At 64.1% G+C, this 11,886-nt stretch carries 9 protein-coding genes; 4 read left to right on the top strand and 5 right to left on the bottom strand.

What is annotated here, in order from left to right:
* The first annotated feature begins 6 nt into the window (after positions 1-6).
* On the top strand, positions 7-1,092 hold the full coding sequence (locus ACEN9O_RS06305; RefSeq protein ID WP_495616772.1) for an enoyl-CoA hydratase/isomerase family protein: 1,086 nt from the start codon (positions 7-9) through the stop codon (positions 1,090-1,092).
* Here ACEN9O_RS06305 and rapZ read toward each other — a convergent pair.
* From rapZ to ilvA, 5 genes are all read right to left on the bottom strand, one after another.
* Entirely contained in the window at positions 1,089-1,952 is an 864-nt protein-coding gene (gene rapZ, locus ACEN9O_RS06300; RefSeq protein ID WP_495616771.1) for an RNase adapter RapZ, read from the bottom strand. The two genes, ACEN9O_RS06305 and rapZ, sit on opposite strands and share 4 nt — an antisense overlap.
* A gap of 189 nt (positions 1,953-2,141) precedes the next feature.
* The gene (gene hprK, locus ACEN9O_RS06295) at positions 2,142-3,077 is read right to left on the bottom strand and encodes an HPr(Ser) kinase/phosphatase (RefSeq protein ID WP_008444515.1); all 936 of its coding nucleotides are present in this window, start codon (positions 3,075-3,077) and stop codon (positions 2,142-2,144) included.
* A 65-nt stretch (positions 3,078-3,142) separates the two neighbouring features.
* A complete protein-coding gene (locus tag ACEN9O_RS06290; protein WP_495616770.1) occupies positions 3,143-3,625 on the bottom strand; it encodes a PTS sugar transporter subunit IIA in 483 nt (160 codons plus the stop codon).
* A 340-nt stretch (positions 3,626-3,965) separates the two neighbouring features.
* A complete protein-coding gene (gene queF, locus ACEN9O_RS06285; RefSeq protein ID WP_495616769.1) occupies positions 3,966-4,799 on the bottom strand; it encodes an NADPH-dependent 7-cyano-7-deazaguanine reductase QueF in 834 nt (277 codons plus the stop codon).
* A gap of 129 nt (positions 4,800-4,928) precedes the next feature.
* A complete protein-coding gene (ilvA, locus tag ACEN9O_RS06280; RefSeq protein WP_495616768.1) occupies positions 4,929-6,464 on the bottom strand; it encodes a threonine ammonia-lyase, biosynthetic in 1,536 nt (511 codons plus the stop codon).
* 264 nt (positions 6,465-6,728) lie between these two features.
* Between ilvA and ACEN9O_RS06275 the strand changes: the two genes are divergently transcribed.
* The 3 genes from ACEN9O_RS06275 to ACEN9O_RS06265 all read left to right on the top strand — a co-directional run bounded on the left by ACEN9O_RS06275 (position 6,729) and on the right by ACEN9O_RS06265 (position 11,883).
* Positions 6,729-7,220, top strand: coding sequence for a YqaA family protein (locus ACEN9O_RS06275; protein ID WP_495616767.1), 492 nt, complete (start codon positions 6,729-6,731; stop codon positions 7,218-7,220).
* A gap of 224 nt (positions 7,221-7,444) precedes the next feature.
* Entirely contained in the window at positions 7,445-11,452 is a 4,008-nt protein-coding gene (locus ACEN9O_RS06270; protein WP_495616766.1) for a DUF3683 domain-containing protein, read from the top strand.
* Positions 11,452-11,883, top strand: a complete 432-nt coding sequence (locus ACEN9O_RS06265; protein ID WP_495616765.1) for an HIT family protein — start codon at positions 11,452-11,454, stop codon at positions 11,881-11,883. Before ACEN9O_RS06270 ends, ACEN9O_RS06265 begins: the two co-directional genes overlap by 1 nt.
* Positions 11,884-11,886 lie beyond the last annotated feature (3 nt).

Raw genomic sequence — 11,886 nt, 5'->3', positions numbered from 1 at the left:
CACCTCATGAGCGAATACGTCCACACCAGCGTCAGCAACGGAACCGGCTTCATCACGCTGGATCGGCCCAAGGCCTTGAACTCCTTATCGCTGGCGATGGTGCGCGCGATCACGCAGGCGCTGCTGGCATGGCGCGACGACAGCGACGTCGCCGCCGTGGTCATTCGCAGCAGCAGCGAAAAGGCCTTCTGCGCCGGCGGCGACATCCGCTTCTTCTACGATGCCGGCCGCGCCACGCCGCAGGGCGGCAGCGCGCTGGTGGAGGATTTCTTCACTGAGGAATACGCGCTCAATCACCTGATCCATTTTTATCCCAAGCCCTACATCGCGTTGATGGATGGCGTCGTCATGGGCGGCGGCATGGGCGTGGCGCAGGGCGGTCCCGACTGCCGCGTGCGCATCGTCACCGGGCGGACCAAGATGGCCATGCCGGAAGTGAACATCGGCCTGTTCCCGGACGTGGGCGGCAGCTATTTCCTGGCGCGCGCGCCGGGCAAGCTGGGCTGCTACCTGGGTGTCACCGGCGTCACCATCGGCGCGGCCGATGCGCTGTACGCCGGGCTGGCCGACCATTACGTGCCGGCCGACGCGATGGCGTTGCTGTCGACGATAGTGGAGTCGACCGCGGGCGGCGAATTGGCCGAGGCCATCGCGGCCTTCGCCGAGCCGTTCAAGGCCGCCGCGGGCGAAAGCAAGCTGGCGGCCGAGCGCGCCGCCATCGACCGCCACTTCGGCGCCGGCTCGGTGCCCGCCATCATCGCCTCGCTGAAAACGGACGACAGCGCCTTTGCGCAAAAGACGCTGCAAGTGATGGCCACCCGCTCGCCGCTGATGATGTGCGTGACGCACGAGCTGGTGAAGCGCGGCGCAACACTGGACGTGGCCGGTTGCCTGCGCATGGAACGCACGCTGGTGCGCCACAACTTCGAAGACGGCGAAGTGATCGAGGGCGTGCGCGCGCTGGTCATCGACAAGGACAACGCGCCGCAATGGAAGCCGGCCACGCTGGACGAGGTCGGCGAGGCCATGGTGCAGCGCTTCTTCCGACCGGTGTGGCCGGACTACGCCCACCCGCTGCGCCACCTGGACTAGGATTGTTCGCGGTGGCGCAGGATGACGCGTTCGGATTGCTGGAAGTAGGCCGCCAGTTGTTCGGCCATGTAGACCGAGCGGTGCTGGCCGCCGGTGCAGCCCACCGCCACCGTCAGGTAGCTGCGGTTGTCGGTCTTGAAGGACGGCAGCCATTTCTCGATGAAGACGCGGATGTCGTTCATCAGGTCCAGCGCGCTCGGCTGGGCGTTGAGGTAGTCGATCACCGGCGCGTCGCGGCCGGTCAATGGGCGCAAGGTCAGGTCGTAGTAGGGATTGGGCAGCGCCCGCACGTCGAACACAAAGTCCGCGTCCAGTGGCACGCCCAGCTTGAAGGCGAACGATTCGAAGAACAGGATCAGCGGCGCCCGCTCGACCGCGATCAGGTCCTTGACCCAGGCGCGCAGCTTGTTGGCGCTCAGTTCCGAGGTGTCGATCACATGGCCCAGCTGTTCGATGGCCGACAGCCGCTCACGCTCTTCCGAAATGCATTCGATCAGCGTGCGGCGCGCCGCCGGGTTCTGGCCCGGCCGCAGCTCGTGCGACAGCGGATGGCTGCGCCGCGTTTCCGAGAAGCGCGCCACCAGCGAGTGCGTGTTCGCGGTCAGGAACATGACCTTGACGTCGTGCCCCTTTTCGCGCAGGTGTTCGACGGCGGCCGGCAGTGTGGCCAGCGATTCGGCGCTGCGCGCATCGACCGCCACGGCCAGCGACTCCAGGCCATCGGCGACCAGGGTGTCCACCAGGCTGGAGAGCAGGGCCGGCGGCAGATTGTCGACGCAATAGTGGCCTGTGTCTTCCAGGACGTTCAGGGCCACGGACTTGCCGGAGCCGGAAATACCGGTGATGAGTACGATGCGCATAGGCCCCGATGATACCGCAGGCCGGACTTACTTGCCCAGAATGACCATGTTTAGTTTTTGCAATGATGCGAAAACGCCAATGGATGCTGTGCCGCCCTGTCATTCCCGCGCAGGCGGGAATCCATACGGAGTGGGCCGGCCGATTGTGCATGGGTTCCCGCCTGCGCGGGAACGACTGCGGTGGAGCGCTCAGTCCCCGCTCATGGCTTGGCGTTGGCGCTCCATGAACTCCTGCAGCGTGTCGATGCCGCGCAGTTGCAGGATGGTGTTGCGCACGGCGGCCTCCAGCAGCACCGCGATGTTGCGGCCGGCCGCCACCGGGATCACCACCTTGCGGATCGGCAGGCCCAGCACGTCCTCGGTCGGGAACTGGAACGGCAGGCGCTCCACCTCCTCGTCGGCCGCGCCGCGCCGCACCAGGTGCACGATCAGCTTGAGGCGCATCTTGCGGCGCACGGCGGTCTCGCCGAAGATGGCCTTGATGTCCAGCAGCCCCAGCCCGCGCACTTCCAGCAGGTTCTGCAGCAGCGCCGGGCAGCGGCCCTCAATCATGTTCGGCGCGATGCGCGAGAACTCCACCGCGTCGTCGGCCACCAGGCCGTGCGAGCGCGAGATCAGTTCCAGGCCCAGCTCGCTCTTGCCGAGGCCGGAGTCGCCGGTGATCAGCACGCCCACGCCCAGCACGTCCATGAACACGCCGTGCATGATGATGCGCTGCGCCAGCTTCTTCGACAGGTAGACGCGCAGGAAGTCGATCACCTGCGCGGCCGGCAGCGGCGTGGAGAACAGCGGGATGTTTTTCTCGTCGCAGATGGCGAGGATGTCGGGCGGCGTTTCCAGCCCCTGGGCGATGATCAGCGCCGGCGGCCCGCCTGCGATCAGCTCGCCGATGACGTGGGCGCGCGTCAGCGATTTCAGGCGCTGGTAGTAATTGATTTCCTGGTGCCCGAAGACCTGGATGCGGCCCGGGTGGATGGTGTTCAGGTGGCCGACCTGGTCGGCGGCCGAGGCGACGTCGCCGGAGATCAGGCGCTCGCCGCCGGGGAAGCCGGCGAACCAGCCTAGCTGCAAACTTTCGCGATTGTCGTCGTAGAGGCGTTGTATCGTCAGCGGAGTTTGCAGCATGGGTCGTCTTTACATAAGGATGAACTGAAGCCTAGTTTAACCTAATGTCCGACGACCAAGAAATCTCACCCCGCAGCCTGCAGACTCGGCATCCAGTTGATGATGCGCGTGTGCACCGATTTCGGGTCCGCATCCGTGCTCAACGCGGTGCGGAAGGCGTCGTCGGAGAACATCTCGGCGATCTCGGACAGGATCTCCAGGTGTTGCTGGGTGACGTGGTCCGGAATCAGCAGGAAGAACAGCAGATTGACCGGCTTGCCGTCGGGCGATTCGAACGGGATGGGCTCGGCCAGGCGCACAAAGGCCGCCAGCGGCGATTTCAGGCTCTTCATGCCCTTGATGCGGCCGTGCGGCACGGCGACGCCATGACCCAGCCCGGTCGACCCCAGGCGCTCGCGCGCGAACAGGTTGTCCGACACGGTGGAGCGGGCGATGCCGCAGTTGTTTTCGAAGATCAGGCCGGCTTGCTCGAAAGCGCGCTTCTTGCTGGACACTTCCAGATCCAGCAGCACATTTTCAAGAGAGAGTATTTTGCTCAGGTTATTCATAACGCGACATAGAATGTTGCAACGCACAAAGGTGGCATGCGAGCAGAATTATAGGCTTGTTTCTGCGCCATGTAACAGGAAATCGCTCGCGCCTACCGTTGCGTTTATGTCGGCCAGCCGGCGCGCGGGCTGGACGGTACGTGCATCAAAGAAAGGAATCGCTATTTCTGAATAGAAATCACGGAAAACGCCGGTTTTTCGCCAGGGTCGGGGGCGGATTTCCGATTATTTGCGCGTTTTCAGGCCGATGTGGCCGTATGTCGCGCGGTGGTCAACAACCGCGCGTCATCTGCATATCATACGCCTGATTTTTCCCGTTTGATTGGAAAAAGCGCCAGATTTATTGACGCGCGCCACGAAGGTTGGGCGGTTTTTGAGCGGTGCTGAAGTTGCTGCGCCAGGGGTTGATGTCCAGCCCGCCGCGACGGGTGTAGCGGGCGTAGACCGCCAGCTGCTGCGGCTGGCACTGGCGCAGGATGTCGGTGAAGATGCGCTCGACGCACTGCTCGTGGAACTCGTTGTGCTCGCGGAAGCCGATCAGGTAGCGCAGCAGGCTTTCCTGGTCGATCTGCGGGCCGGCATAGTGGATTTGCACGCTGGCCCAGTCCGGTTGTCCGGTGACCAGGCAGTTCGACTTGAGCAGGTGCGACACCAGTTTTTCCTCCACCGGCTCCTCGTCCAGCGCCGCCTTGAGCAGCTCAGGGGCCGGGCTGTAGTGGTCGATGTCGATGTCGAGGCGGTCCAGCAGCAGGCCGTCGAGCTCGCCCATCTCCACCATGCCGAATTCCTCCGGCTGGGTCAGCGAGATGTGCACGGTGGCGCCGAAGCCGTTCGACAGGTCCTGCTGCAGCAGGTTCTTCAGCGCGACCAGGCTGTCGAGCCGGGTCTGGTTGAACGAGTTCAGGTACAGCTTGAAGGACTTCGATTCGATGATGTTGGGCGAATCGGCCGGCACGGTGATGCGGGCGATCGCCACCTGCGGCTTGCCGCGCGCGTTGAGCCACGAGATTTCGTAGGCGTTCCAGATGTCGACGCCGAAGAAGGGCAGGGTGCCGGTCAGGCCCAGTTCGTCGCGCTTGCCCTGGCGCGCGATCGGGAACAGCAGTTCCGGCGCGTAATCGGTGCGGTAGGCGGAGGTTTTTCCCAGCGGGGACAAGTCGACGGTGTTGGTCATGGCGGTGTGCGATTCGGGTAAAGGTGAAATGGTAGCGCAGTTTCACCCCCAAAGCGTGGCAGGGTCAGACCCCGTGCGGGGTCTGACCCTTAAGTGGCGGCGCGGGCGTGATCGGCGACGGTCGCGGGTTTAGCCCAGGAACAGCTTGTACACCGGGTTGGCGCTCTCATCCCAGTAGCGGTAGCCCAGCGTGGTCAGGAATTGCGCGAACTGTTCCATTTCCTCGGCCGGCACCTGCAGGCCGACCAGGATGCGGCCGACGTCGCCGCCCTGGCTGCGGTAATGGCACAGCGAGATATTCCAGTTCGGCGCCATCGAATTGAGGAAGCGCATCAGCGCGCCCGGACGCTCGGGGAATTCAAAACGGTACAGCAGCTCGTCCCTGGCCAGCGCGCTCTTGCCGCCGACCAGGTGGCGGATGTGGGTCTTGGCCAGCTCGTCGTAGGTCAGGTCGAGCGTCTTGAACTCGTTCTGCTCGAAGGTGCGCGCCAGCGCGCTCGACTCGCCGCGGTCGGCGATCTGCACGCCGCAGAACACATGGGCCTCGTCCTTGTCGCTGATGCGGTAGTTGAACTCGGTCACATTGCGCGGGCCGACCAGCGCGCAGAAGCGCTTGAAGCTGCCGCGCTGTTCGGGCAGCGTGACGGCGAACACCGCCTCGCGCGCCTCGCCCAGCTCGGCGCGTTCGGCAACGAAGCGCAGGCGGTCGAAGTTCATGTTGGCGCCGCTGGCAACGGTGATCAGCGTCTCGTTCCTGACCGGGTCCTTGCTCAGCGCCGCGCGCTCGACATAGGCCTTGGCGCCGGCGATGGCCAGCGCGCCGGACGGCTCGAGGATGGAGCGGGTGTCGCTGAACACGTCCTTGATGGCCGCACTGATGGCGTCGGTGTCGACCAGGATGATATCGTCCACATACTGCTGCACCAGGCGGAAGGTTTCCTCGCCGGCCAGGCGCACCGCCGTGCCGTCGGCAAACAGGCCGACGTCCGACAGCGTGACGCGCTCGCCGGCCTTGACGCTGCGCGCCATGGCGTCGGAGTCCAGGCTCTGCACGCCGATGATCTTGATGTCCGGGCGGATCTGCTTGACGTAGGCGGCGATGCCGGAGATCAGGCCGCCGCCGCCGATCGGCACGAAGATCGCGTGGATGGGGCCGGAATGCTGGCGCAGGATTTCCATGCCGATGGTGCCCTGGCCGGCGATCACGTCGGGATCGTCGAACGGGTGGACGAAGGTCAGCTTCTGTTCCTGCTCCAGCAGCAGCGCGTGGTTGTAGGCGTCGGTATAGGATTCGCCGTGCAGCACCACCTCGACGTCGGCGCCGCCGCGCGCCTTGACCGCCTCCACCTTCACCTGCGGCGTGGTGGTCGGCATCACGATGACCGCGCGGCAGCCCATGCGCGCCGCCGACAGCGCCACGCCCTGGGCGTGGTTGCCGGCCGAAGCGCAGATCACGCCGCGCTTGCGCTGGGCTTCGCTCAGGTGGGCCATCTTGTTGTAGGCGCCACGAATCTTGAAGCTGAACACGCTCTGCATGTCCTCGCGCTTGAAATAAATTCGGTTCTCGAAGCGCTGCGACAGGGTCGGCGCGAGTTCCAGCGGGGTTTCAGTAGCGACGTCATAGACGCGCGCGGTCAGGATTTTCTTCAGATAGTCGATAGTCATGGTCTGCAAACATAGTGATTCCGGGGTGGGGTCAAGTCTGACATTCGGACACGGGCTCTACCGTAGCGTGCGCTACGGTAGAGCCCGTGTCCGAATGTCAGACTTGACCCCCAAGGGCTTTGCTCATTCAGTGCTAACTATCCGGCGTGTGACCGGGTGAAGCAGGGCGCGGGCCGCGCGCGGATGGGTGCGCGGCCGGACTGTTTAATCATGCGGTGTGCGACTCATTATAATGGACACCTTTCCTTCCGCTCAAAGAAACCGATGATCGACTCTGCAATCGCCTGGCTGCTGCACATACTGGCGGCGCCGGAAGTGGGCCTGACTTCGGTCTTTATCATCAGCCTGATCTCCGCCACCTTGCTGCCGCTGGGCTCGGAACCGGCGGTGTTTGCCGTCGTCAAAGCCAACCCGGCCATGTTCTGGAGCGTGATCGCCGTCGCCACCATCGGCAATACGCTGGGCGGCGCCATCGATTACTGGATGGGCTACCAGGCCAAGCAATCCTTCGCCAGTGAGCGCAAGAGCCGCTGGTTCCACTGGCTGGAGCGTTACGGCGCCAAGACCATGCTGCTGGCCTGGCTGCCCGGCATCGGCGATCCGCTGTGCACCCTGGGCGGCTGGCTCAAGCTGCCTTTCTGGCCCAGCATCGCCTACATGGCGATCGGAAAACTGCTGCGTTACCTGGCCATGACCTCGCTGCTGTTGTACGTGCCGGACGGGGTTTGGCACCGGATCGGCCAAATGCTGGGTTAATTTGGTGCAAGCTATCATATTGCCATAAGCGCTTGATCGTGAATTTCGTTCAGTTTTATACGGAGTATTTATCCGTTATTGCCAATAAAATCCGGAATTTGCAAATTTTTGGCGGGTTGTTGCCAGCCGCATAGTCCCTTGGCCGTCTAAGGCTGTTCCGGCGTGGTGCGCCGCAATACGCTAAAATGACCCTCCCGGGTTCAGTCTACAAGTCCAATCTCACAATGAATGCCCCTGCACAAATCCAAGCTTTGCTGGCGGAAACGCCCCACGGTCCCGAGGCCACGCGCCTTCGTGAAATTCCTTACAACTACACGTCGTTTTCCGATCGCGAGATCGTCATCCGGCTGCTGGGCGAGGAATCGTGGAGCTTGCTGGATGCCCTGCGCGGCGCCCGCCAGACCGGCCGCTCGGCGCGCATGCTGTACGAGGTGCTGGGCGACATCTGGGCCGTCCGCCGCAATCCCTACCTGCAGGACGACATGCTGGACAACCCGAAGCGCCGCCAGGAACTGATCGACGCGCTGCATCACCGCCTGGCCGAGGTGGACAAGCGCCGCCTGACCGTCGACGACACCGGCGACGACGCGGCGCGCGAACGCAGCACCAACGTCGCCAAGCTGCTGCGCGCGGCCGGCAAGGCGGTGGCGGACTTTGGCGAGGAATTCAAGCAGGTCTACGATCTGCGCAAGCGCACCAACAAGGTACTGGGCCGCTACACCGACAAGCACAACATCTGCTTCGACGGCATGAAGCGCATCTCGCACGTGACCGACGCCACCGACTGGCGCGTTGAGTATCCGTTCGTGGTGCTGACCCCGGACACCGAGGAAGAAATGGCCGGCCTGGTCAAGGGCTGCATCGAGCTGGGGCTGACCATCATCCCGCGCGGCGGCGGCACCGGCTACACCGGCGGCGCGATCCCGCTGACGCCGATGTCGGCCGTGATCAACACCGAGAAGCTGCTCAACATGGGCGCGGTGGAAATGAAGGTGCTGCCCGGCCTGGACCGCGAATACGCGACCATCTACACCGGCGCCGGCGTCATCACCAACAAGGTGTCGGAAGCGGCCGAGAAGGCCGGCTTCGTGTTCGCGGTCGATCCGACCTCGGCCCACGCCTCCTGCATCGGCGGCAACATCGCGATGAACGCGGGCGGCAAGAAGGCCGTGCTGTGGGGCACGGCGCTGGACAACCTGGCCTCGTGGCGCATGGTCGACCCGAACGGCGACTGGCTGGAGGTCACCCGCCTCGACCACAACCTGTCGAAGATCCACGACACGCCGCTGGCCCGCTTCAAGCTGGAGTGGACCCATCCGACCGCGCGCGGCGAATCGAAAGGCGAGCCGTTCAAGACCGAGCTGCTGGAAATCGAAGGCCGCAAGTTCCGCAAGGAAGGCCTGGGCAAGGACGTCACCGACAAATTCCTGGCTGGCCTGCCGGGCATCCAGAAAGAGGGCTGCGACGGCCTGATCACCTCCGGCCGCTGGATCCTGCACAAGATGCCGAAGTTCGCCCGCACCGTCTGCCTGGAGTTCTTCGGCCAGGCGCGCGACGCGATCCCGTCGATCGTTGAGATCAAGGATTACCTGGACGGCCTGCCGGCCAAGGGCGAGCAGTTCAGCACGCTGCGCCTGGCCGGCCTGGAGCACCTGGACGAGCGCTACCTGCGCGCGGTCGGCTACGCCACCAAGTCGAAGCGCGGCGTGCTGCCGAAGATGGCGCTGTTCGGCGACATCGTCGGCGACGATGAAAACGCCGTCGCCATGGCCGCCTCCGAAGTGGTGCGCATCGCCAACACCCGCGTGGGTGAGGGCTTCGTGGCCGTCAGCCCGGAAGCGCGCAAGAAATTCTGGCTGGACCGCGCCCGCACCGCCGCCATCGCCAAGCACACCAACGCCTTCAAGATCAACGAAGACGTGGTGATCCCGCTCAACCGCATGGGCGAGTACACCGACGGCATCGAGCGCATCAACATCGAGCTGTCGATCAAGAACAAGCTGCAGCTGGCTGCGGAGCTGCAGCAGTTCTTCGCCGCCGGCAATCTGCCGATCGGCAAGAGCGACGACGCCGACGACGCCGTGGGCGACGAAGAAATGCTGGGCGACCGCGAGCAGCAGGCGCAAGCGCTGCTGACCCAGGTGCAGGCGCGCTGGACCTTCCTGCTGGCCGAGCTGGACAAGCCGCTGACCGCCGTCACCGCGCAACTGGCCGAGCTGGGCCTGGAGCGCCTGCTGCCGGTGTTCGAAGAACGCCTGAAGACCCAGCCGGACGCCACGCTGTTTGACGTGGTGCAGGACCGCACCATCCGCATCACGTGGAAGCAGGAAATCCGCGCCCAGCTGCGCCAGATCTTCAACGGTGCCGCCTACAAGCTGATCCTCGACGAAGCGACCGCCATCCACAAACGCGTGCTGCGCGGCCGCGTGTTCGTGGCGCTGCACATGCACGCCGGCGACGGCAATGTGCACACCAACCTGCCGGTCAACTCCGACCACTACGAGATGCTGCAGCTGGCGCACCAGGCCGTCGCGCGCATCATGACCCTGGCCCGTTCGCTCAACGGCGTGATCTCGGGCGAACACGGCATCGGCATCACCAAGCTGGAGTTCCTGACCGAAGAGGAAATCGGTCCGTTCCGCGACTACAAAATGCGGGTCGACCCGGAAGGCCGCTTCAACAAGGGCAAGCTGCTGAACCTGGCTGGCATGGAAGCGGATTTGTCCAATGCTTATACCCCTTCCTTCGGCCTGATGGGCCACGAATCGCTGATCATGCAGCAAAGCGATATCGGCGAGATCGCCAACAGCGTCAAGGACTGCCTGCGCTGCGGCAAGTGCAAGCCTGTCTGCTCTACGCATGTCCCGCGCGCCAACCTGCTGTACTCGCCGCGCGACAAGATCCTGGCGACCTCGTCGCTGATCGAAGCCTTCCTGTACGAAGAGCAGACCCGGCGCGGCATCTCGATCAAGCACTGGGAAGAATTCGAGGACGTGGCCGACCACTGCACGATCTGCCATAAATGCGTGACGCCATGTCCGGTCAACATCGACTTTGGCGATGTGTCGATGAACATGCGCAACCTGCTGCGCAAGATGGACAAGAAGAGCTTCAATCCCGGCAAATCGGCGGCGATGTTCTTCCTCAACGCCACCGATCCGGCCACCATCAACGCCACCCGCGCGGCGATGGTCGGCATCGGCTACAAGGCCCAGCGCCTGGGCAACGACTTGCTGAAGAAGTTCGCCAAGAAGCAGACCAAGGCGCCGCCTCCAACCGTGGGCAAGCCGAAGGTGCGCGAGCAGGTGATCCACTTCATCAACAAGAAGATGCCGGGCGGCCTGCCGAAGAAAACCGCGCGCGCCTTGCTGGACATCGAGGACGACAAGGTCATCCCTATCATCCGCAATCCCAAGGCCACCAATGCCGATACGGAAGCGGTGTTCTACTTCCCTGGCTGCGGCTCGGAGCGCCTGTTCTCGCAGGTGGGCCTGGCCACGCAGGCCATGCTGTGGGAAGTAGGCGTGCAGACCGTGCTGCCGCCGGGCTACCTGTGCTGCGGTTATCCGCAGCGCGGCTCGGGCGAGTACGACAAGGCCGAGAAAATGATGACCGATAACCGCGTGCTGTTCCACCGCATGGCCAACACGCTCAACTATCTGGACATCAAGACCGTGCTGGTCTCCTGCGGCACCTGCTACGACCAGCTGGCGACCTACGAGTTCGACAAGATCTTCCCGGGTTGCCGCATCATGGACATCCATGAGTATCTGATGGAGAAGCAGGTCAAGCTGGAAGGCGTGACCGGCACGCGCTATATGTACCACGAGCCTTGCCACACGCCGATGAAGCTGCAGGAAGCGACCAAGACCGTCAACACGCTGATCCAGACGCACGACAACGTCAAGATCGAGAAGAACGACCGCTGCTGCGGCGATTCGGGCACGCTGATGATCGCGCGTCCCGACATCTCGACGCAGGTGCGCTTCCGCAAGGAAGAGGAAGTCATCAAGGGCGCGGACAAGCTGCGCGCCGACGGCTTCGACGGCGAAGTGAAGATCCTGACCAGCTGCCCGGCCTGCCTGGGTGGCGTGTCGCGCTACGGCGAGGATGCCGGCACGACGGCCGATTACATCGTGGTCGAGATCGCCAAGCACCTGCTGGGCGAGAACTGGATGGCCGACTACGTCAAGCGCGCCAACGACGGCGGCATCGAGCGGGTGCTGGTGTAATGGCCTGCGACCTGTGCACCTTGCTGGCGGCGCCCGCCGCCGGCGCCGTGGTCTGGAGCGATCGCCAGCTGTCGGTGGTCGCCGTGGACGAGGCCGAGTATCCCGGCTTCACGCGCGTGGTGTGGAATGTGCACGTCAAGGAAATGACGGACCTGTCGCCGGCCGAGCGCAGCCGCGTGATGGACGTGGTGTGGGCGGTCGAGTCCGCACAACGCGCGGTGATGGCGCCGGAAAAAATTAATCTGGCCAGCTTTGGCAATATGACGCCGCACGTGCACTGGCATGTGATTCCGCGTTATGTGGACGATGCGCACTTCCCCAATCCGACCTGGGCTGTTGCGCAGCGTTCGTCGGCGCCGGAGGTGCTGGCCGCGCGCCGCGCGCTGCTGCCGGCCCTGCACGCGGCGATCATCGAACGTTTGAAAGCATAAATC

The organism is Duganella sp. Dugasp78 (assembly GCF_059491455.1).
The sequence above is the reverse complement of the archived record's forward strand: the minus strand, read 5'-3'. Positions and strand labels throughout refer to the sequence as shown.